Source organism: Mycolicibacterium wolinskyi, from assembly GCF_002101965.1.
GTDB classification, from domain to species: Bacteria; Actinomycetota; Actinomycetes; order Mycobacteriales; family Mycobacteriaceae; genus Mycobacterium; species Mycobacterium wolinskyi.
In genome coordinates this window covers 222,866-244,871 of the sequence record NZ_LQQA01000010.1, presented here as the reverse complement: position 1 = coordinate 244,871, position 22,006 = coordinate 222,866, and the positions used below count along the sequence as shown (strand labels likewise).

The 22,006-nt window shown below is 67.5% G+C and carries 19 protein-coding genes and 1 tRNA gene; 9 read left to right on the top strand and 11 right to left on the bottom strand.

Going from position 1 to position 22,006, the window contains the following annotated elements:
* Positions 1 to 16: 16 nt before the first annotated feature.
* A tRNA-Gln gene (locus AWC31_RS09915) sits at positions 17 to 88 on the bottom strand.
* Positions 89 to 173: 85 nt separating this feature from the next.
* Between AWC31_RS09915 and AWC31_RS09910 the strand changes: the two genes are divergently transcribed.
* Complete coding sequence (locus tag AWC31_RS09910) at positions 174 to 767, top strand: TetR/AcrR family transcriptional regulator (protein ID WP_234816801.1); 594 nt, start codon at positions 174 to 176, stop codon at positions 765 to 767.
* On the opposite strand, the gene lysA is transcribed toward AWC31_RS09910, so the two are convergent.
* Positions 768 to 2,108 carry a diaminopimelate decarboxylase gene (lysA, locus tag AWC31_RS09905; RefSeq protein ID WP_085144117.1) on the bottom strand — a complete coding sequence of 447 codons (1,341 nt, stop codon included), beginning with the start codon at positions 2,106 to 2,108 and terminating at the stop codon, positions 768 to 770.
* 106 nt (positions 2,109 to 2,214) lie between these two features.
* Here lysA and mfd point away from each other — a divergent pair, with 106 nt between their 5' ends.
* The 3 genes from mfd to AWC31_RS09890 all read left to right on the top strand — a co-directional run bounded on the left by mfd (position 2,215) and on the right by AWC31_RS09890 (position 7,852).
* The gene (gene mfd, locus AWC31_RS09900) at positions 2,215 to 5,847 is read left to right on the top strand and encodes a transcription-repair coupling factor (protein ID WP_085144116.1); all 3,633 of its coding nucleotides are present in this window, start codon (positions 2,215 to 2,217) and stop codon (positions 5,845 to 5,847) included.
* Between the two features lie 235 nt (positions 5,848 to 6,082).
* Positions 6,083 to 6,601, top strand: a complete 519-nt coding sequence (locus AWC31_RS09895; RefSeq protein WP_085144309.1) for a hypothetical protein — start codon at positions 6,083 to 6,085, stop codon at positions 6,599 to 6,601.
* A 138-nt stretch (positions 6,602 to 6,739) separates the two neighbouring features.
* A complete protein-coding gene (locus AWC31_RS09890) occupies positions 6,740 to 7,852 on the top strand; it encodes a nucleoside triphosphate pyrophosphohydrolase (RefSeq protein ID WP_085144115.1) in 1,113 nt (370 codons plus the stop codon).
* A 566-nt stretch (positions 7,853 to 8,418) separates the two neighbouring features.
* Here AWC31_RS09890 and efeB read toward each other — a convergent pair.
* The 3 genes from efeB to efeU are packed head-to-tail and all read right to left on the bottom strand — an operon-like array spanning position 8,419 to position 11,820.
* On the bottom strand, positions 8,419 to 9,747 hold the full coding sequence (gene efeB / locus AWC31_RS09885; RefSeq protein ID WP_067844408.1) for an iron uptake transporter deferrochelatase/peroxidase subunit: 1,329 nt from the start codon (positions 9,745 to 9,747) through the stop codon (positions 8,419 to 8,421).
* Positions 9,728 to 10,897: an iron uptake system protein EfeO gene (gene efeO / locus AWC31_RS09880; RefSeq protein WP_067844411.1), complete on the bottom strand. Its 1,170-nt coding sequence runs from the start codon at positions 10,895 to 10,897 to the stop codon at positions 9,728 to 9,730. Before efeO ends, efeB begins: the two co-directional genes overlap by 20 nt.
* Positions 10,894 to 11,820: an iron uptake transporter permease EfeU gene (gene efeU / locus AWC31_RS09875; protein WP_085144114.1), complete on the bottom strand. Its 927-nt coding sequence runs from the start codon at positions 11,818 to 11,820 to the stop codon at positions 10,894 to 10,896. Before efeU ends, efeO begins: the two co-directional genes overlap by 4 nt.
* 179 nt (positions 11,821 to 11,999) lie before the next feature.
* Here efeU and AWC31_RS09870 point away from each other — a divergent pair, with 179 nt between their 5' ends.
* From AWC31_RS09870 to AWC31_RS09850, 5 genes are all read left to right on the top strand, one after another.
* Positions 12,000 to 12,731: a lytic transglycosylase domain-containing protein gene (locus AWC31_RS09870; RefSeq protein WP_085144113.1), complete on the top strand. Its 732-nt coding sequence runs from the start codon at positions 12,000 to 12,002 to the stop codon at positions 12,729 to 12,731.
* Between the two features lie 88 nt (positions 12,732 to 12,819).
* Entirely contained in the window at positions 12,820 to 14,103 is a 1,284-nt protein-coding gene (gene eno / locus AWC31_RS09865) for a phosphopyruvate hydratase (protein WP_085144112.1), read from the top strand.
* 45 nt (positions 14,104 to 14,148) lie between these two features.
* Positions 14,149 to 14,811 carry an FtsB family cell division protein gene (locus tag AWC31_RS09860; protein ID WP_067844427.1) on the top strand — a complete coding sequence of 221 codons (663 nt, stop codon included), beginning with the start codon at positions 14,149 to 14,151 and terminating at the stop codon, positions 14,809 to 14,811.
* Entirely contained in the window at positions 14,804 to 15,295 is a 492-nt protein-coding gene (locus AWC31_RS09855; RefSeq protein ID WP_067844430.1) for a DUF501 domain-containing protein, read from the top strand. The genes AWC31_RS09860 and AWC31_RS09855 overlap by 8 nt, the downstream gene beginning before the upstream one ends.
* A complete protein-coding gene (locus tag AWC31_RS09850; RefSeq protein ID WP_085144308.1) occupies positions 15,292 to 16,236 on the top strand; it encodes a Ppx/GppA phosphatase family protein in 945 nt (314 codons plus the stop codon). The genes AWC31_RS09855 and AWC31_RS09850 overlap by 4 nt, the downstream gene beginning before the upstream one ends.
* On the opposite strand, the gene AWC31_RS09845 is transcribed toward AWC31_RS09850, so the two are convergent.
* From AWC31_RS09845 to AWC31_RS09820, 6 genes are all read right to left on the bottom strand, one after another.
* The gene (locus AWC31_RS09845) at positions 16,220 to 17,575 is read right to left on the bottom strand and encodes an FAD-dependent oxidoreductase (protein WP_085144111.1); all 1,356 of its coding nucleotides are present in this window, start codon (positions 17,573 to 17,575) and stop codon (positions 16,220 to 16,222) included. The genes AWC31_RS09850 and AWC31_RS09845 overlap by 17 nt on opposite strands.
* Before the next feature lie 166 nt (positions 17,576 to 17,741).
* Positions 17,742 to 18,746 carry an MPT63 family protein gene (locus AWC31_RS09840; RefSeq protein WP_420087073.1) on the bottom strand — a complete coding sequence of 335 codons (1,005 nt, stop codon included), beginning with the start codon at positions 18,744 to 18,746 and terminating at the stop codon, positions 17,742 to 17,744.
* A 139-nt stretch (positions 18,747 to 18,885) separates the two neighbouring features.
* Entirely contained in the window at positions 18,886 to 19,158 is a 273-nt protein-coding gene (locus tag AWC31_RS09835) for a hypothetical protein (RefSeq protein WP_067844438.1), read from the bottom strand.
* Entirely contained in the window at positions 19,155 to 20,720 is a 1,566-nt protein-coding gene (locus AWC31_RS09830; RefSeq protein ID WP_085144109.1) for a radical SAM protein, read from the bottom strand. Before AWC31_RS09830 ends, AWC31_RS09835 begins: the two co-directional genes overlap by 4 nt.
* Entirely contained in the window at positions 20,717 to 21,223 is a 507-nt protein-coding gene (locus tag AWC31_RS37810; protein WP_234816787.1) for a hypothetical protein, read from the bottom strand. The genes AWC31_RS09830 and AWC31_RS37810 overlap by 4 nt, the downstream gene beginning before the upstream one ends.
* Positions 21,220 to 22,005, bottom strand: a complete 786-nt coding sequence (locus AWC31_RS09820) for a prolipoprotein diacylglyceryl transferase (protein WP_085144108.1) — start codon at positions 22,003 to 22,005, stop codon at positions 21,220 to 21,222. The genes AWC31_RS37810 and AWC31_RS09820 overlap by 4 nt, the downstream gene beginning before the upstream one ends.
* Position 22,006: the final 1 nt, after the last annotated feature.

Sequence of the window (22,006 nt, the reverse complement as noted above, 5' to 3'; positions counted from 1 at the left end):
ACTCGCGCTGTTTGAGCTCCGTCGCCAGGACTCGAACCTGAACTATCTGAACCAAAATCAGAGGTGCTGCCGATTACACCACGACGGAATGTCCGGGTGAGACTCTAGTCGAAAGGGCTAGCCTGATACGCGTGGCAGCACCCGACAAGGAAGTGCGTGCACCTCGCGCCCGGATGACCGGTAGCGAGCGGCGGCAACAGCTCATCGAGATCGCCAAGTCGCTGTTCGCCGAACGCGGCTATGAGGGCACCTCGATCGAGGAGGTCGCGCTGCGTGCGAACGTCTCGAAACCCGTCGTCTACGAGCACTTCGGCGGCAAGGAAGGGCTGTACGCCGTCGTCGTCGACCGGGAGATGTCGGCGCTGCTCGACGGCATCACGTCGTCGCTGACCAACAACCGGTCCCGCGTGCGGGTCGAGCGCGTCGCGCTCGCGCTGCTGACCTACGTCGAGGAACACACCGACGGCTTCCGCATCCTGATCCGCGATTCGCCCGCGGCCATCACGTCGGGCACCTACGCCACGTTGCTCAACGACGCGGTCAACCAGGTGGCCTCGATTTTGGCCGGCGACTTCTCCCGGCGCGGACTCGATCCCGACCTGGCCCCGCTGTACGCGCAGGCCCTCGTCGGGTCGGTGTCGATGACCGCGCAGTGGTGGCTCGACGTCCGGGAGCCGAAGAAAGAAGTGGTCGCCGCACATGTGGTCAACCTCATGTGGAACGGGCTGACCCACCTCGAGGCCGATCCGCACCTCGAAGCCGACTAGCTAACCCACATCCCGCGCGAGCAGGTCGGCCGTCGTCTCGCGCCGCACCAGCAGCCGCGTCGCACCGTCGCGCACCGCGACCACGGGCGGGCGGCCCACCATGTTGTACGTCGACGCCATGCTGTGGTGGTAGGCGCCCGTGCCGGCCACCGCCAACAGGTCGCCGGGATGGATGTCGGCGGGTAGGTCGACGTCGCGCACGATCTCGTCACCGGCCTCGCAGTGCCTGCCCGCGACCGTGACCCGCATCGTCGGCCCTAGCGCGTGCCGGTTGGCAAGCGCCACAGTGTATTTCGCGCCGTAGAGCCCGACCCGCGGATTGTCGCTCATGCCGCCGTCCACTGCGACGAACGTCCGCCCGCCGGGCTGGGCCTTCACGGCGCACACGCGGTACAGCGTGACGCCCGCGCGGGCGCTGATCGCCCGGCCGGGTTCGACCACCAGCCGCGGCCGCGGGAACCTTTCGGCGGCGCATGCGCTGTCGAGGGCCTCGTCGATGACGCCGGCCAGCGCGCCCAGGTCGAGCGCGGCGTCACCCCCGACGTAGGGAACCCCATGCCCGCCACCGATGTTCAGCTCGGTCAGCACCACGCCGTGGGCGTGGCGAATGTCGGCCATCGCGGTGATCAGCCGCCGGATCGCCTCGCCGTACAGCAGCGAATCGGTGACCTGTGAGCCGATGTGGCAGTGCAAGCCGACCAGGTCGAGCTGTGGTGTGGCCAGGACCCGCGCCGCGGCCTGCGCGGCCTGCCGGTCGGCGAGCGTGAAGCCGAACTTCTGATCGCACACACCCGTCGCGACGGCCCGATGGCCCGCGACGTCGATGCCCGGCGTCACCCGGATCAGTACGCGTTGACGCGTACGTGCGAGCCCGGCCAGGTAGGCGATCTCCATCGACGAATCCAGCACGATGCGCCCGCCCCCGACGTCGACCGCGTTGCGCAGGTCATCGCATGACTTGGCGTTGCCGTGCAGCACGATGCGTTCGGGGGCGACGCCGCCGGCCAGTGCCGTCGCGAGCTCACCTGCCGAGCACACGTCGAGCCCGAGACCCTCCTCGGCGACCCACCGCGCCACCGCCGTGGTCAGCAGGGATTTGCCCGCGTACACCACCTCGGTCCCGCGCAGTGCCTCGCGGTAGCGCTGTGCCCGCGTCCGGAAGTCGGTCTCGTCGAGCACATAGGCGGGGGTATGGAACTCGTCGGCGATGTCGGTCAGCGCCACCCGGCCGACGGTGATCCGGCCCTGCGCGTCGACCCCGGTGGTGAGCGGCCAGATCGCCGGATCGAGGCGCGGGATGGCGGCGTATCGCAGCGACGGCAGGATGTCCAGCAATGTCATGACTTCACGGTGGACCGCGCTGGTGAGACGGTCAGCGGGCTTGACGGTCTCTTTACGTCACCGGGCCCAATCCTGACGAACTGACGCCGCCTAGGATGGAGCAATCATGACCGCACCGGGGCACACCCATGTCCAGACCCCGATCGCGGGTCTCGTCGAGTTGGCATTGTCCGATCCGTCCCTGCAGGACGTCATTCGTCGTGCCGCAGGCCGGCCCGCCGATCTCGCCCTGGTCGGACCGGCCAGCGCACGCGTGCTGGTGACTGCCGCACTGGCGCAGAACGGCCCGTTGCTCGTGGTGGCGGCCACCGGGCGCGAGGCCGACGATCTGACCTCCGAGCTGCGCGGCGTGTTCGGCGACGCGGCCGCGCTGTTCCCGTCGTGGGAGACGCTGCCGCACGAGCGCCTGTCACCGGGCGTGGAGACGGTCGGCGCGCGGCTGCTGTTGCTGCGCCGGCTCGCCCATCCCGACGACGCGACGCTCGGCCCGCCGCTGCGGGTGGTCGTGACGACGGCCCGGTCGCTGCTGCAGCCGATGTCACCCGACGTGGTCAACGTGGAGCCCGTGCAGCTGTCGCTCGGGCAGGACGCCGACTTCGACGACGTGATCGCGCGGCTCGTCGACCTGGCCTACACGCGTGTCGACATGGTCGGCAGACGCGGTGAGTTTGCGGTCCGCGGCGGCATCCTCGACGTGTTCCCGCCCACTGCCGAGCATCCGGTTCGCGTCGAGTTCTGGGGCGACGAAATCTCCGAGATGCGCATGTTCTCGATCGCCGACCAGCGGTCGATCCCCGAGATTCCGGTCGAGACGGTGGTCGCGGTGCCGTGCCGCGAGCTGTTGATGACACCCGACGTGCGCGAACGTGCCGCCGCGCTGGCCGCGGAGCACCCGACGCACGAGAACACCGTGCCGGGCAGCGTGCCCGACATGCTCGCCAAGCTCGCCGAAGGCATCCCGGTCGACGGCATGGAAGCGCTGCTGCCGCTTCTGCATCCGGTCGAGCCGACGACGCTGACCCACCACCTGCCCGACGGCGCCCCGGTTCTGGTGTGCGACCCGGAGAAGGTGCGCACGCGCGCAGCGGATCTGATCAAGACGGGCCGCGAGTTCCTTGAGGCGTCGTGGTCGACGGCCGCGGTGGGTGGCGACGCCCCGATCGACATCGAGGCGCTCGGTGCGTCCGGCTTCGTGCCGTTCAGCGAGGCGCGTGACGGTGCCCGCAAAGCCGGTCACCCGTGGTGGACGCTGTCACAGCTGTCGGACGAGTCCGCCACCGAACTCGATCTGCGTCCGGCGCCATCGGCCCGCAGTCAGCAGAGTCTCGAAGAGATCTTCGCGATGTTGCGGGCGCACGTCTCGACCGGCGGCTACGCCGCCATCGTCACGCCCGGCACCGGCACCGCGCACCGCGTCGTCGAGCAGCTCGCCGAATCCGACACCGCGGCAACGATGTTGGAGCCCGGCGCGGCGCCCAAGGCCGGCGTGGTCGGCGTGCTCAAAGGTCCGCTGCACGACGGCGTGATCCTGCCCGGCGCCAATCTCGTGATCATCACCGAGACCGACCTCACCGGTAACCGCGTGACGGCCTCGGAGGGCAAAAAGCTTGCCGCCAAACGGCGCAACGTCGTCGACCCGCTCGCGCTGACCGCCGGCGACCTGGTGGTGCACGATCAGCACGGCATCGGCAAGTTCGTCGAGATGACCGAGCGCGTGGTCGGCGGGGCGCGCCGGGAGTACCTGGTGCTGGAGTACGCGTCGTCGAAACGCGGCGGCGGGTCGGACCGGCTGTACGTGCCGATGGATTCGCTCGACCAACTGTCGCGCTATGTCGGCGGTGAAGCGCCGTCGCTGTCCAAGCTCGGCGGCAGCGACTGGGCCAACACCAAAACCAAAGCGCGCCGGGCTGTTCGGGAGATCGCCAGCGAGCTCGTCGCGTTGTACGCCAAACGCCAGTCCGCACCCGGGCATGCGTTCGGCCCGGACACGCCGTGGCAGGCCGAGATGGAGGACGCGTTCGGGTTCACCGAGACCATGGATCAGCTGACCGCGATCACCGAGGTCAAGGCCGACATGGAGAAGCCGGTGCCGATGGACCGCGTGATCTGCGGTGACGTGGGCTACGGCAAGACCGAGATCGCGGTGCGGGCCGCGTTCAAGGCCGTGCAGGACGGTAAGCAGGTTGCGGTGCTGGTGCCGACGACGCTGCTGGCCGATCAGCATCTGCAGACGTTCACCGCACGGATGGCCGGGTTCCCGGTCACGGTCAAGGGCCTGTCGCGGTTCACCGATCCGATGGAATCCCGCGCCGTCATGGAAGGCATGAAGGACGGTTCGGTCGACATCGTCATCGGCACCCACCGCCTGCTGCAGACCGGCGTGACATGGAAAGACCTGGGCCTCATCATCGTTGACGAGGAGCAGCGGTTCGGCGTCGAGCACAAAGAGCACATCAAGTCGATGCGCACCCACGTCGATGTGCTGACCATGAGCGCGACCCCGATCCCGCGCACCCTGGAGATGAGCTTGGCCGGCATCCGCGAGATGTCGACGATTCTCACCCCGCCCGAGGAGCGCTATCCGGTGCTGACCTACGTCGGCCCGCACGACGACAAGCAGGTGGCCGCCGCGCTGCGCCGCGAGCTGCTGCGCGACGGGCAGGCGTTCTACATCCACAACCGCGTGCGCTCGATCGACCAGGCCGCCGCCCGCGTGCGCCAGCTCGTTCCGGAGGCCCGAGTCGTCGTCGCGCACGGTCAGATGAACGAGGAGACCCTCGAGAAAACCGTCGAGGGCTTCTGGAACCGCGAGTACGACATCCTGGTCTGCACCACGATCGTCGAGACCGGCCTGGACATCTCGAACGCGAACACGCTGATCGTCGAGCGGGCCGACACGTTCGGGCTCTCGCAGCTGCACCAGTTGCGCGGCCGCGTCGGCCGTAGCCGGGAACGTGGCTATGCCTACTTCCTGTATCCGCCCGAGGTGCCGCTGACCGAGACCGCCTATGACCGCCTGGCGACCATCGCGCAGAACAACGAGCTGGGCGCGGGCATGGCCGTGGCCATGAAGGACCTGGAGATCCGCGGCGCGGGCAACGTGCTCGGTGTCGAGCAGTCCGGACACGTCGCAGGCGTCGGCTTCGACCTGTACGTGCGGTTGGTCGGCGAGGCCGTCGAGGCGTATCGGGCGGCCGCCGACGGGAAAACCGTTGCCACACCGCAGGAACCCAAAGAGGTACGGGTCGATCTGCCGGTCGACGCACATCTGCCACCCGACTACATCGGCAGCGACCGGCTGCGGCTCGAGGGCTACCGGCGACTCGCCGCGGCTTCCGACGAGGATGCCGTACGCGCCGTCGTGGAGGAACTCGTCGACCGCTACGGCCCACTGCCCGAGCCCGCGCAGCGCCTGGTCGCGGTCGCGTTGCTGCGGCTGCTGTGCCGCGAGTACGGCATCACCGAGATCGGTGCGGTGTCGGCGTCGACGGTGAAGCTGTCGCCCGTGGTGCTTCCGGATTCCGCACAGTTGCGGCTCAAGCGCATGTACCCCGGCGGGCATTACCGCGCCACCACGTCGACGGTGCAGGTGCCGTTGCCCCGCGCCGGTGACGGCGTCGGCGCGCCCCGCATCCGCGATCTTGAGCTCGTGCAGTGGGTGGCCGGACTGGTGCTCGTGCTCAACGGACAGACACCGGGCAGTGTCGACCTGACCGCGAAATTTAATTTCTCGGGCTGATTGCCTGGTAAGCGCGCATTTTTCGCGCCCGTGGCGGTCGAATCGCCGAAACGCTGCTAACGCATCCGGGGTGGAAATTCGACATACACCACGGGGGGTCAAGGTGTTGCGTTGTCGTCGAGAAGAGACGGCAAGATCGTCAGCCATAGGGCGGTCATGCAATTTCCTAAACCGAACATCACGCGATTGCCACCGATTGGTGAGTTTTCGCATGACGCAAGGCGAAGGAGTGACCATGGACATCAAGAAGCTCGCAGTAACCACGACGACGGCCGGTGCACTGGGACTCGGCGCGCTCGGCCTGGGCACAGGTCTCGCGCAGGCGGAACCGAATGTGCCTGCGCCACCGCCGATTCCGAGTCCTACCGTCCCGGATGTGGACGTGCCGGACGTGAACGTTCCCGATGTGGACGTGCCGGATGTGGACGTGCCGGATGTGAACGTTCCCGACGTCGACGTGCCGGATGTGAATTTGCCGGATGTCAACGTGCCGGACGTGAATGTCCCGGACGTCGAAGTTCCGACGGTGCAATTCCCTGAGGTAGACAACTTCTTCGGGCTCCCGAACGGCCACATCCCGCCGGGACAGCTGAAGAATTCACCGACCATCAACGGCGTTGCGAATCCGTTCTTCGGAATTCCCCCTGGCGAGCTGAAGAAGCTTCCCACGGTGAACGGAATCGTCAACCCGTTCTTCGATGAGGTGCCGGGTCACTGGGTGATCCCGGACGATCCGTTCCCGCCGGAGTCCTGACTCACCCGGATGTGACATGATGGCCGCCTTGCCTTCGGGCAGGGCGGCCATCCCGTGTGACCAGGCGCGTCCGGGTCCGGCAACGTGTTGGTATAACCGAGATCAGCGGTCTCGAAATGCGTGAGGGGGTGTTGCCCGATGACCGTCGTATTGGTCGACCCCCGCCGCCCGTCACTCATCCCAGTCGACGCGATCGATCTGCTCACCGGTGATGTGCAGTACACCGAGGAGATGCCAGTCAAGGTGCCGTGGTCGCTGCCTGCCGCGCGCCCCGCTTATGACGGCGACGACGCTCCCGTCCTGCTGTCCTCCGATCCCGAGCACCCAGCGGTCAAGGCCCGTCTCGCAGCAGGCGAACGCCTCATCGCCGCGCCCGAGGCGCAGCCCGGTGAGCGGATCGTCGATGCGGTGGCCATGATGGACAAGCTGCGCACCTCCGGGCCGTGGGAGAGTGAGCAGACCCACGACTCGCTGCGCCGCTACCTCCTCGAAGAAACCTACGAGCTGTTCGACGCGGTCCGCGGCGGCAACGCCGACGAGCTGCGCGAGGAACTCGGCGACGTGCTGCTGCAGGTTTTGTTCCACGCGCGCATCGCCGAGGACGCGCCACACCATCCGTTCAACATCGACGACGTCGCCGACGCGCTCGTCCGCAAACTCGGCAACCGCGTTCCGGCAGTCCTTGCGGGCGAATCGATTTCACTCGACGAGCAACTCGCCCAATGGGAAGAACGCAAGGCCCAGGAGCGGTCGGTGAAATCCCGCACGTCCAGCATGGACGACGTGCCCACCGGACAGCCGGCGCTGGCGTTGGCGCAGAAGGTGATTGCCCGCGTGACGCAAGCCGGCCTTCCCGCCGATCTGGTACCCGCATCGCTGACATCGGTCACTGTGTCGGGCGATACCGACGCCGAAAATGAGCTCCGCACAGCGGTGTTGGAGTTCATGGACACCGTGCGGCTGGTAGAATCCGACGTCGCCGCCGGCCGCCGCGGCGAGGACGTCCCCGAGGAACTCGACGTGACCCCACTGGGCACGATCACCGAGGACGAGTGGCGCACTTACTGGCCGACAGGTGATTTCGCCGCGGCAGAGCCGGAACCCGAAGTCGACGAAACCGCCGATGTCGACGAAGAATCCGCGCCCGACGAGACGCCGGTCGAGGCGCCCACGCCGGACGAGGAATCCGAGCCCGACGAAGCGCAGACCGAATCCGAGGGTCCCGCACAACCCGACCGCGCCGACGACTGAGCCCGACCTTCGCGCCGCTCTGGGCCAGGTGCCGTGCTGCCCGCCTATTAGCGACAATGTCGCGGAAATCGCCACATGCGCCGCATAGGCCTCTGGTGTCTCAGCTGCCGGATCACATGGCTACCCTCAGCACCATCCACCACGTCCGTCGCACGTTTTCGGCTGCCCGCATTACAGCGACAAATTCGCTGGCGGTCGGACGACCACTCGAAATTTGTTGCCAGATACATCAACCATTCGAGCTCCACGTTCCGCGATTGAAGCGTGATGGCGGTCCCGGGGCTCTTTTTGGCCATAAAGCTTCACGCGCGGGCCGTGGCTACGCGCCGCGCTTGATACGGCCAACAGCGACAATGTCGCTCGTAGGTGGGCACGCCGAATTCCGTTGCAGGAGAGGCGCTTGCGACTCAAGTGCCTGAAGGTGTTCACGGCGTGGTGCTTACGGGACCAGTGGGCTTCGTGAGGCGATTTCCGCGACTTTGTCGCTAATAGGCGGGCACAACCCCACCGTGGGGACAGCGGCGGCGCTCCGGCCGGCGCAGAAGAACAGCGCAGGGGAACAGCGCTCAGGTGAACAGCGTCGAACCCCAATAGGCCGACGTGTCGCCTTCTTTCAGCCCGGGCGGGCAGGCGAACACCGCAGTGCCGGTGTGGGTGATGTACTCGTTCATGGCGTCCTTGCGCGACATCTCGCCGAGCATCGGGATGAACTGTTTCTCCGGGCTGCGCACGAACGCGATGAAGAACAAGCCCGCGTCGAGATGGCCGAAACCGTCTGTGCCGTCGGTGAAGTTGTAACCGCGGCGCAAGATCTCGATGCCGCCGAGATTCTGCGGTGAGACGAGCCGGACGTGGGCGTCGACGTCGATCAACGGTGTGCCCTTGTCGTCGGCGAGGTCGAGATCGAGTTCCTCGAATTCTTCCTGCAGACCATTGGGGGCGCCGCTGCCCTTCTGGCGGCCGATGACGCGCTCCTGCTCGAGCAGGGTGGTGCGGTCCCAGTTCTCGATGCGCATGCGGATGCGTCGCGTCATGAGGTAGGTGCCGCCGGTCAGCCAGGCCGGGCCGTCACCGTCGGCGACCCACACGTGCTTGTCCAGTAGGTCGGTCTGGTCGGCCTTGATGTTGTTGGTTCCGTCCTTGAACCCGAACAGGTTTCGCGGCGTGGCCTGATCACGCGTGGTGGACGACGTGCGGCCGAACCCGAGTTGCGAGTAGCGCACTGCGACGGTCCCGAATCCGACGCGGGCCAGGTTGCGGATCGCGTGCACGGCAACCTGCGGATCGTTGGCGCACGCCTGTACGCAGATGTCGCCGCCGGATTTGGCGGGATCCATCGTCTCGTTGGGGAATTTCGGCAGGGCGGCGAGCTCGGCGGGTTTCTGGTCGGCGATACCGAAGCGGTCCTTGCCGTCCTTGAGAAAGAAGGTCGGCCCGAAGCCGATCGTCAGGGTCAACTGCGAGGCGGGCAGGCCGAGAGCTTCGCCGGTGTCGGAGGGTGGCGCGTAGGGGTTGCCGTCGACCGCTCCGCCCGGCTCGGTTTCCTCGCCGCGGGTCATGCGCTCGGCCATCTCCGTCCACTGCTGCAGCAGCGCGATGACGTCCTCGCGTTTGTCGGTCGTGACATCGAACGCACAGAAGTGCATCCGGTCCTGGGCTTCGGTGATGATGCCGGCCTGCCGCTCACCGCGGAACGGCACCGGACCCTGCAGCTGGCCGTGGGGCGAGCTGGCCGCCGCCGAAGCACGGCCGGCCAGCGCACCCGCGCTGGCCGCACCGACTACCGCCGCGGTGACCCCAGCCGCACCGAACAGCTTGCGTCGAGAAATGCCCGACGGCTGGGGTTCCCGCTTGTCGACGGACTCGTCGACGGACTCACTGTGGGGCGATGACACCTTGCACCTGGCTGACCTCTTTGCTCAGCGCGTCGATGGCGCGCGAGAGCTCCTGACGTTGCGGTTCGGTCACCTTGTCGTAGGAGACGAAACCATCGCCTTCACGATACTTCTCCAGCAAGGCTTCGACCTCGGCGAAGCGCTGATCGACGCGCTTGCCCAGATCGGGGTTGCGCTCGTCGAGGATCGGGCGCACCGAGGCGACCGCGGTCTGCGAGCCTTCGACGTTGGCCTTGAAGTCCCACAGATCGGTGTGGCTGAAGATGTCCTCTTCGCCGCTGATCTTGCTGATCGCGACCTCGTCGAGCAGGCCCTGCGCGCCACCGGCGATCTGGGTGGAGTCGATGCTCCAGTCCGGCGCCTTGACCCCGGCGTCGAGTTCCTTGACGTCGGCCACGAGCTGGTCGGCGATCGCGTTGGTGTCGGGCTGCAGACCCGTCACCCACAGGTCCTTCTCCAGGCGGTGGAATCCGGTCCACTTCTGGCCCGGCTCGAGGTCGGCCTCACGCAGGTCGATGCGCGGGTCGAGGTCGTTGGGGAACGATTCGGCGACCGGCTCGATCCGCTCGTAGTACGTGCGTGACGTCGGGAACAGCGACTTGGCCTTGGCGATGTCCTTGGCCTTGATCGCGGCGACGAACTCCTCGACGGCCGGGATCAGCGCGTCGGTCTGACTGTTGACGTAACGCTTGTAGCTGTCGGCGGCCTCTTTGAACTTGCCCTCGGTGTCGACCTGCACGGCTTCGCCGCTGACAACGAAGTCACCGCGGATGCCCTCGCCGACCATCCCGGGCCGGCACGAGGTCTGGTAGGTGCCGGGCTGGGTCAGCTGCACGATGAGCTGACGCTTGAGCCCGGGGGAGATGTTCTCCACCTCGCCCATGACGCGCTCACCCTCGCCGTAGACGTAGAACTCGGTGACCTTGGTGCCATTGTTGGTGACGACGAACGTGCTCGGCCCGGTGACGGCCTCGGTGCCCGACAGCTTGCACTCGGTGTCCGACGCGTCGACGGTGATCTGGGCAGGCTTGTCGCCGCCCGCCTCGCCGCTGGGCGCGGATTCCTTGGCCTGGCAGCCGGCCAGGGAGAAACCGGCAAGCACGGCGGCAGTGGCCGCAACTCCAGACTTCACAGCGGGGGTGATCTTCACTTGGACGACCTTTCGGAGGAGGTGGAGGACTCCGGGTCGACACTCGGCTCGGAGGATGCGGGGACGTCAGCTGAGCGGGCCGGCTTGAGGAACAGCGCGAGCACGATGACGATGTAGGCCAGCCACGCGGCGAACTGCAGCAGCGTCGGCGTCGGGTCGATGTTGAAGATGCCCTGGATGATCTCGCCGTACCAGGCCGACCAGTCGAACGCACCGCTCATGTCGAAGGCCACCGAGCCGAGGCCGGGGATCCAGCCGACGGTCTGCAGCGCCTTGATGCCATAGGCGAGGATGCCGGCCGCCACGACGATGAGGAACACGCCGGTGTACTTGAAGAACTTCGCGAGGTCGATCCGGACGGCGCCGGCGTACATGCCGTAGGCGATCGCAGCCGCGATCAGCACGCCGATGATGAGGCCCGTCAGCGGCCAGAGTGTCTCGGCTTCGGCGTAGCCCACCATGAACAGCGCGGTCTCGACGCCTTCGCGGCCGACCGCGAGGAACGCCAGCAGCGCGACCGCGGGCCCGCCGGTCTGCAGTGCCCGCGACATCTCGCTGCGTAGCTCGCCCGACATCGACGCGGCGGCCTTCTTCATCCACAGCACCATCGTGGTGACGATGACGACCGCGAGCAGTGAGGCGATGCCGGCGATGGCTTCCGCGCCGAGACCGCTGATCGTGTTCTCCCCGAACTGGATCGCGAGGAACACGATGATGGTCACAGCAATCGCACAGCCAACTCCCAGCCACACCCATTTGAGTGCGTCTCGGCGCTCGGATTTGACGAGAAACGCGACGAGAATCGAGACCACGATCGCGGCTTCCAAACCTTCGCGCAGGCCGATCAAACCGCTGCCGAACAGCTGCGATGTGATGTTGGATGCGGCCAGAAGGCTGGTCGGAGCGTCTGCGATGGCAGTCATCAAAGCGTCCTCGCTTGACCGGAGAAAATACGTAGCCTTGGCTTGCCATAGCAAGGCGTGGCTCACCTTAGCAGGGGGCGGTCAACGTTCGGTCGAGTTCGCGCTGGGGCTGTCGGTCACCGAGCCGCGCCCCGCGCATGGGACGATGGGCCACGAGTAGAGCAGGTTGAGGGAGTCCGGTGTCGCCAGTTCGTTGGCTGCGGGCTGTCGCGGTGATTGCAGCGACAGCACTGCTGATGGCTTCCAGCTGTTCGTGGCAGCTCGGCACCCCGATCCCCGAGGGCGTGCCACCACCCGCAGGCGATCCGGTTCCCCAGATCGACACCTACGCCAAGGGCAGGCCCGCCGATGCGCTCCGCGAGTGGGCGGCCGAGCGGGCGCCCGCGCTGGGCATGCCCGTCAATGCCCTGGAGGCCTATGCCTACGCGGCCCGCGTCGCCGAGGTCGAGAACCCGAACTGCAACGTCAAATGGACCACGCTGGCCGGCATCGGCATGGTGGAGAGCCATCACGGCACCTACCGCGGCGCGATGGTCGCCCCGAACGGTGACGTCAGCCCGCCCATCCGGGGTGTGCAACTCGACGGGACCGCGGGAAATCTGCGGATCGCCGACACCGATGGCGGCAAGCTCGACGGCGACGACCAGCTGGACCGCGCGATGGGGCCCATGCAGTTCATCCCCGAGACGTGGGGTCACTTCGGGGTGGACGCCAACAACGACGGCAAGGTCAGCCCCGACAATTTCGACGACGCCGCGCTCTCGGCGGCCGGACTGCTGTGCTGGAACGGCAAGGACCTGTCGAACCCGCGCGGCTGGATGAAGGCGCTGAAGGCCTACAACAACTCCGAGCAGTACGCGCGTGCGGTGCGGGACTGGGCCACCGCGTACGCGTCCGGTCACCCCCTCTGACACGACTCCGGCTACCGCAGGCTCTAGGCTCATGCAGTAGCGCCAAGCACGCCAAGGACTCGATCAAGGACGCAATAAGGAGAAGCCAGTGCCCATCATCGAGCAGGTTGGAGCCCGCGAGATTCTCGATTCCCGCGGCAACCCGACGGTCGAGGTCGAGGTGGCCCTGACCGACGGCACGTTTGCCAGGGCGGCGGTGCCCTCCGGCGCGTCGACCGGCGAGCACGAGGCAGTCGAGCTGCGCGACGGCGGAGCCCGCTACGGCGGCAAGGGTGTCGAGAAGGCCGTCGAGGCGGTGCTCGACGAGATCGCGCCCGCGGTCATCGGGCTGGGCGCCGACGACCAGCGGCTGGTCGACCAGGCGCTGCTCGACCTGGACGGCACGCCCGACAAGTCCCGGCTGGGCGCCAATGCCATTCTCGGTGTTTCGCTTGCGGTTTCGAAGGCGGCCGCGGAATCGGCCGGGCTGCCGCTGTTCCGCTACATCGGCGGACCGAACGCACACATCCTGCCGGTGCCGATGATGAACATCCTCAACGGCGGTGCCCACGCCGACACCGGGGTGGACGTGCAGGAGTTCATGGTCGCCCCGATCGGTGCGCCTTCGTTCAAGGAAGCGCTGCGCTGGGGTGCCGAGGTCTACCACTCCCTCAAGGCAGTGCTTAAGAAGCAGGGCCTGGCGACGGGCCTCGGCGACGAGGGCGGTTTCGCACCCGACGTCGCGGGCACCAAGGCCGCGCTGGATCTGATCTCGTCGGCCATCGAGGCCACCGGCTTCAAGCTGGGCTCGGATGTGGCGCTCGCGCTCGACGTGGCGGCCACCGAGTTCTACACGGAGGGTTCGGGTTACGCGTTCGAGAAGGAGACCCGCACGGCCGACCAGATGGCCGAGTTCTACGCCGGTCTGCTCGAGTCCTACCCGCTGGTGTCGATCGAGGATCCGCTGTCGGAGGACGATTGGGATGGTTGGGTCGCTCTGACCTCCGCGATCGGTGACCGGATCCAGCTCGTGGGCGACGACCTGTTCGTCACCAACCCCGAGCGCCTTGAGGACGGCATCGAGCGCGGCGCTGCCAACGCGCTGCTGGTGAAGGTCAACCAGATCGGCACGCTCACCGAGACTTTGGATGCCGTGGCGCTCGCGCACAACAGCGGTTACCGCACGATGATGAGCCACCGCAGCGGTGAGACCGAGGACACCACGATCGCAGATCTGGCGGTCGCGGTGGGCAGCGGCCAGATCAAGACCGGCGCGCCGGCCCGCAGCGAGCGGGTGGCCAAGTACAACCAGCTGTTGCGCATCGAGGAAACCCTCGGCGACGCCGCCCGCTACGCAGGCGATCTGGCGTTCCCGCGGCTCGAAGCCAAGTAGCCGAGCGCCCCATGATGCGGACCTGACCGGGTTGGCCTGACCACGATGCCCGATCCGAAGCGACGATCCCCGGCCTCCCGACCTGGAGGGCCGGGGAAGTCGGGCAAGTCGAATCGGCCGCGACCGGCGCAGGCCCGGCGCCGGGTGACCGACAACCGGCCTGCGCAGATCGAGCAGGCGCCCGACGAGGCCGTCACCAAAGCCATTGCGGTACAGGCACAACAGCAGGCCGAGCTGCAGTCCGAACAGCGGTTCGGCTCGGCGGCCCGGCGCGCTGCGATCCTGGCTGCCGTGGTGTGTGTGCTGACGCTGACGATCGCCGGCCCGGTCCGCACATACTTCGCGCAACGCACCGAGATGAAACAGCTCAAGGCCAGCGAGGAACAATTGCGAGCGCAGATCGCCGAGCTCGAACAGCAGAAGGTCAAACTGGCCGATCCGGTGTACATCGCGGCCCAGGCGCGCGAGCGGTTGGGCTTCGTCATGCCCGGTGACACCCCGTACCAGGTTCAGTTGCCGCCGACGGCTGCCGTGCCCGCCGAGCCAGGGGTCCCCGGCGCTCCCGGCTCCACGGTTCCCGCCGGTCAGCCCTGGTACACCTCGCTGTGGCACACGATCGCCGATCAGCCGCACGGGGTGACGTCCGCCGTCCCGCCGGCCCCGCCGCCAGCGGGCCCGCCACCACCCACGCCGGCGCCCGGTGGTTGACCCCGCCGACATCGACGCTGTCACACGGCAATTGGGCCGTGAGCCGCGCGGTGTCCTCGAAATCGCCTACCGCTGCCCGAACGGTGAGCCCGGCGTGGTGAAGACCGCGCCCAAGCTGCCGGACGGCACGCCGTTCCCGACGCTGTACTACCTCACGCATCCGGTGCTGACCGCGGCCGCGAGCCGGCTGGAATCGTCGGGCCTGATGCGCGATATGACCCAACGGCTGCAGGAGGATCCGGAGCTGGCCGCGGCGTACCGGGCCGCGCACGAGTCGTATCTGGCCGAACGCGACGCGATCGAGCCGCTGGGCACGACGTTCACTGGCGGCGGTATGCCCGACCGCGTCAAGTGCCTGCATGTGCTGATGGCGCACTCGCTGGCCAAGGGCCCCGGTGTCAACCCGTTGGGCGATGAGGCGTTGGCGATCCTCGCCGTCGAACCTGCCATGGCCGGGATACTGGATCGGAGTACGTGGGCATGAATCGCGTCGGAGCAATCGACTGTGGCACCAACTCGATTCGTCTGCTGATCGCCGACGCCGTGGACGGCCGGCTGCGCGACGTCCATCGCGAGATGCGGATCGTGCGGCTCGGTCAGGGTGTCGATGCGACGGGTGAGTTCGCGCCGGAAGCGTTGGCGCGCACCGAGTCCGCGTTGGCCGACTATGCCGCGCTGATGACCAAGCACTCGGTGTCGGCGGTGCGGATGGTCGCCACCTCGGCAGCCCGCGATGCCGGCAACCGCGATGAGTTCTTCGCGATGACCGCGCGCCAGTTGGGCGCGGTCGTGCCGGGCAGTGTCGCCGAGGTGATCACCGGAACCGAGGAGGCCGAACTCTCGTTCCGCGGCGCGGTGGGTGAACTCGACCCGGCGCAGGCGCCTTTCGTGGTCGTCGACCTGGGCGGTGGCTCCACTGAGCTGGTCGTCGGAAGAGATTCGGTTCAGGCCAGCTTCTCGGCCGACATCGGCTGCGTGCGGTTGACCGAGCGGTGCCTGCACAGCGATCCGCCGACCGCCGCCGAGGTCGAGGCTGCCCGCGCGGTGGTGCGTGACGGGCTTGCCGAGGCGCTGCGTGCGGTTCCGGTGGACGGCGCGCACACGTGGGTGGGTGTGGCGGGGACGATGACGACGCTGTCCGCGCTCGCGCAGGGGATGACCGAATACGATGCCGACGCTATTCACCTGTCGCGCATCGGTTTCGATGATCTGCTGCGAGTGTGCGATGAGCTCATCGGTATGACGAAGCAGCAGCGCCTCGCGCTCGGGCCCATGCACGAGGGGCGGGCCGACGTCATCGGGGGCGGCGCGCTCATCGTCGAGGAACTGGCTGCGGTGTTAGGTGACCGGGCCGGCATCGATCAGGTCGTGGTCAGCGAGCATGACATCCTCGACGGCATCGCGTTGTCTATCGCACCGGGCTGACGCGCCCGCCCGCGAGCAGGCGCCGCAGCATGGCCGGTTGCAACATGGCAGTCGGCGGGTCGACCAATTGCAGTGTGCGGATGAATGTTTCGGCGAGCACGATGTCGGTGGCCAGCGCTGCCCACACTCTGTCCATGCCACGATTGAGTAGCCGCCTGGGTTTCGTCCGCCAGTCATCGGTCGGCGTGAAGTTGAAATCGGTGAACCGGTTCGACCACCAGATCGGCGCGAGTTTCTTGGCGGCCGTGCGGAAGTAACGCGTGGCGAGGTCGGTGGTATCGGCCGAGGACAAGCATTGCCGCAGCGCCATGGCCTGCAACGCGGCCGACGTCATGCCCTGGCCGTATACCGGGTTGAAACTGCATACGGCATCGCCGATCACGAGGAGACCTTGCGGTAACCGGTTGAGCTTGTCGTAGCGGCGCCACACGCTCACGGGGTAGTGCTGAGCGGTCACTGCGCCGAGCGGTTGCGCGGCGCGCAGCGCCGAACTGAACTGCGGCGGCAGTAGTTCGGTGGCGGCGTCGAGCACACCCGGTAGGTCCGTGGGCAATTTGTGCCCCGCGACCCCGATCAGGGTGAGGATTGCCGTGCCGTCCTCGTACGCCAACACGCCGGCGCCGCGGCGTTTTTCGACGAGATCGTTGACCGCGGCGACCTTCTCGGTGAGCGCGCCGGACGGCAACCGGAAGAACTGGCTCGAGTAGCTGAGACCGACCGGGTACTTCCGCTCGCGTGGACGCTCGTAACCCCGCGCTTCGAGAAATGCGGGCGTGCGGCCGGCGCGGCCGGTCGCGTCGACCACGAGATCGGCCTCCAGCATCCGTTCCGCACCCGTCTCACGGTCGGCCACCCGGGCAGCGCTGATCCGACCGGACGAATCCAGGACCGGCTCGATCACGTCGTGACCGTCCATGATCGTGACGTTGCCGAACGCCGAAACGCGCCGCCTGACGTGTGTCTCCAACAAGGGTCGGCTGGCCAGAACGATCACCACGTCGTCGGATCGGGTGAAGCGCCCGGATCGGCAGGCCACGTGCTCACCGACCCGCAGATAGAACAGTGACGGATCGTCGATGCCGTCCATGACATGCGCACCGGCGGCGGTGAGTTCGTCGAACAAGCCGGGAAACAGGTGTGCCAGACGCGACGACCCGCCGCTCAGCATCATCTGCAGATGTCGGCCGTGGGCAACACCGCGACGCTGGATCGCATTGTCCGGCAAGATATCACGCTCGACAACCGTGACGGATTCGTAGAAGTCGGCCAACACTCGAGCCGCGAGTAATCCGGCCATGCTTGCGCCGCAGACGACGGCGTGCTTGCGGAGATGGTGCACTTCAGTCCCTCCCTGGCTGACTGACCACCCCGCACGGTCAGCCTGACATCGGCCCGCGGCGGTGTCCACCAACGACGGGTCACGAATTCATGAGAAGACCAGACGCCGGAAAAGCGAACGGCCGGAGGTGGTTTCCCACCTCCGGCCGTTGCCGTACTGCTCTGGGTTATGCCGCCGGGCCGTGATTGCTGGCCGGGGCGGTGCCGGGCGCAGGCGGAACCGGGACAACCGTGGTCGTCGGCTGCACGCCGGCGGGCACGAGCGCCGGGTCGGCCGGAGCGGCCGGGACGGTCTCGGTGCCTGCCGGAACCGGTGCGACCTCAGCGGGCGGAACAGCGGTCGCGGCGTTGCCCGCACCCGCGGGCACGGCTGCGGGCGCCGGTGCACCTTCGGCGACGGGGGTGCCGTGCGCGACCGGGGCCGGTGTGGCCTCGGCGCCCGCCGGGGCGGGAGCGGTCTCGGTGCCGACCGGGGTTGCGGCGGTGGCGGCAGGCAGGTCCGTCGCACGGGTGCCCGCGCCGGCCGGGACGGCCTCGGTGCCGGCCGGAACGGGGGTGGCCTCGGCTGCGGCAGGGGCCGGGGTGGCTTCGGTGCCTTCGGCTTCGGCGGCCGCGGCGGGAGCGGCGGTGGCCGGGGTGGCGGCCGAGGTCGCCGGCCGGCTGCCGCTCTGGGCGGGTGCGGGTGCCGGTGCGGCCGGCTTGTCCCACGCGAGCAGATCGCGGCCACCGGCGTTGTAGACGACGGAGGTGGGCTGGGCGCCGGTCACGTCGAAGTAGATCTTGCCGCTGGTCTTCTGGCCCTGCGGGATCGTGGCCGGGTTGACGCCCTGCGGGGTGGCGACCTGGAACAGCGCGCGGTAGTTCTCGCCGCCGGCCCCGCGGAGGTTGAAGTTGGAGACGATCGGGGTCACCGAACCCTGGATGGCCTCGTCGGTAGCGGTGACTTCCCACAGGGTGCCGCGCACGTCGTAAGGAATGGCGTCGGTGCTGGGCTTGAGGTCGGTGACCGTCCAGCCCTGGATCACGTTTCCGTTGTCCAACTTCGCCTGGCTGCCCAGCGTGGCGGTGGTGACGGCGCTGGCGTCACCGAGCGCGACGGGCGCGCTGGCGAGGATTCCGGCTGCGGCGATTGCGGCCGCGGCCAGGGCGGTTCTGGCATTCGCGATCTTCAAGGCATTCACTCCTGAGTAATCCGATAGACGGCAGGCCCCCGACAGTGGGGTTGCCCACTTCATTAGCGAAGTTAGCAGTATTAGAGGAGTCTGTGAAACAGGTGTGGGCAGATTGTGGTGACGCCGCCCGGCGAAAACGTCACGGAGCAGGTTGTTGAGGCAGGTAGCTGACGACGATCCCAGCGATTGCAATCGCCGCGATGATTCCCAGGTACCCGATCACGAGCCGGGTATCGCGCAACACGCATTTGCTGTGCAGGAGGCCGGCCCGACGGGCGCGGATGTAGCCGGCCAGCCCCAGCACGGCGAACGCCGCGACCGCCCACGGGCCCAACAACCACGCCAGCAGCGCGACCGTGGCGTACACACACAGCCGTAGCGGATCGTAGGGCTCGCCGGTCTGTTGGCTCATGGAATCTCGATGAGCGGTAATAGCGGTAATTCGGTGCCTGCGCTCAGCGACAGCCGCTGGCGCCCGAGTGCGGGCCAGGCCTGGACCGCGCAGAACGGCGCGCACTGATCTTGAGACGAGCGCGTGCCGACGTGTACGCAGCACTGCACCAGGCGTTCCTCGATCATCGTCGACATGTCCATGAAGGGTTTGACGGTCAGCCGCACGACCCGCTCGCCGAGCAGCTTGCGAATCTTGCGATGGCGGCCCGGCAGCGCCGAGGACGCCAGCGTCAGCAGCGTCGACATGCCGAGATCGCAGTTCTCGCAGATGTTGCGCCAGACGTCGCCGATCTGCGGATGCGACAACGACGACTGTTCCGACAACAGGCCCAGCAGGGACTCCTGCACGGCCAGGCGTAGTTGGCGCGGAATCTCGGTGTCGGCGATCCGGTTCGCCACCAATCCCAGCTTGTCCTTGAGGCTCTCGGTGCCGATCAACGACACCAACGAGCGCCACTGCCCGCCGTCGTCGCGCACGAGATATCCGACCGAACAGCAGTGCGGGTGTGAGCAGGGCAGTGCGGTGAGATCGCGCCAGGTGACCGCACCGTCGGTCTGTGGCCCGAGCCGTTTGAGCACCCCGGTGTGGGTCAGCCGCTCGAGCGGGTCGATGCGTCCCGAACGACCTGAGCCGAACTGCGGCTGGATCGTCAGCCCGCCGACATAGGGGGTGTCGAGTGCGAGCTGGACCATCGCGCCGATCTCGTCGTCGTTGACGCCCAACGCCGTCGTCATGACCAACGTGGTGAAGATCTCGCGTTCGGAAAGCCTTTGTAATGCTTGGCTTTTCAATCTTCTCAAGTCACCGCCGCGATGGTGGCGGTGAGCCTCGGCGGACAGCCCGTCGTACTGCAGATAGACCTCGACACGTTCGCGGTGTGTGGTCAGCAGGTCGAGCAGCGCGTCATCGGTGGCGATGCGGACACCGTTGCTGTTGACGAGGATTCGCGTGATCGGCCGCGTCACCAGTGCGGCGAGCAGGTCGGGGAGCGCCGGGTGCAGAGTGGGTTCACCGCCACTGAGCATCAGCACGTCGAGGCGGCCGTTCTCGCGGGCCAGCCGCTGGTCGACATTGGCCAGGATGTCGGCGACCGGCACGACATCGCGCAGATCGGGCGAGCTGTCGGTGAAACACGTTGGACAGCGCAGATTACACGTCTCGGCGATGTCTTCCAGGAGGATGCAGGTGTGCTGGGTCTGCATCTCGGGGAGCCCGCGCAGATATGCCGACGGGATGGGGTCGAAGTTGCCCGCGACATCGGGCGTGTGGGCCTTGGTGGGTGCGGTCCATTCCTCGAGATACGACAGGATCTCGGGGTCCTCGTCGTAGAGTGTGCGGACCAAACCATGGGCGGGGCAGCCGCGTTCGAGCCAGATGTGTCCGTCGCGCTCGATCAGCATGCCGCTCAACCGCGCGACGTCGGCCAGGGGCCGTTCGGGTGCCTCGTCGTGGCAGCGTGGGCAGAACGCGGTGACGTAGCGGTGCAGCCGGTCGCCGCGCAATCCCATCCCGGCGGTCATATCGTGTACAGCTGGGGGTTGACGCCAGTGCAGAATCCGGCGGTGAACAGTGAGACCAGGGCCCAGCCGATCATCAGGCCGATGCCGAGCCCTTTGGCGTACCGGCTGCTCTGACGCAGCAGGACGATGCCCCCGCCGAACGCGATGACCGCCAACACCACTGCCGCGGCTGCCAACACGATGTTCGGGTTGCCGCCCTGGCTGTCGTAGGAGCCCGCGGCGAGAAACGCCATGAAGCCCAGTATCAGGTTGATCGTGGCGTAGAGGATCGGGCCGATGAACACCATGCCGATCGAGATGCGGGACTGAGGTGGCGGCGGCGCCCCGTAGGGATAACCCGGTGGCGGTGGCGGGTAGTTCGGGGGGTAGCTCGGGGGCGGTGGCTGGTAGTTCGGCGGCGGAGTGCTGTATTGGTATGCGGGCGGAATGTCCTGCGGCGGAACGTCTTGCGGGGAGTCGCCCGGATTGTCGCCGGGCGGCGTCCCTGGCGGTGGTGTCGTCATACCGGCACTTCCTGGTTGCGGGCTGCTGGGCGATAGTAACCGTGCCGGTGGCCGTACCACAGGCGAATACCGATGATCAGCAAAGACGGCAGCAGAAACCATTGCGGGCGCGTCAGATCCAGCCACACGGTGTCGTTGGCGCGGACGAACTCGACGAGGAAGCGGAATGCCGCGTAGCCGGCGATATAGATGACGAAGAGCTCGCCGGGATGGCCGATGCGGTTGCGCAACCACAGCAGGATGGCGAAAGCAGTGAGCTGGAAGGCGATTTCGTAGAGAAACGAGGGATGCATGGCCTGCCCGGCAACACATCCCGGGCATTCCGGCGTGGTGGCCGGGGCGTGGATGCCCCACGGCAGCGTGGTGGGCCGGCCGGGCGCTTCGGTGAGATGGCAACCGATTCTGCCGATCGCCATGCCCAGTGCGACCGCGGGCGCGAACAGGTCACCGGTCTTACCGCGGTAGCCGCCGAGCCGCTTGGCGACGAGCACCCCGAGGTAGGCGCCGAGCAGGCCGCCGAGAATGCTGCGCGAGCCGAACTGCCAGGCCTGCGCGAGGCTTGGATTGGCGCTGAAATCCAGGTGCTGGGCCCAGCCCGACAGCCGCATCCCGATCGCACCGCCCACGAGCGCACCGGCGACGGCCACGACCGATTGCTCGTTGACCGCGCCGCGCCTGCGCGACTCGGCGATGAACACCAGCATCGCCGCGAAAACCCCGAGCGCGACGAACAGTCCGTGCACCGGGACGGTCACCGGACCGACCTGCCACACGGGTTCCATT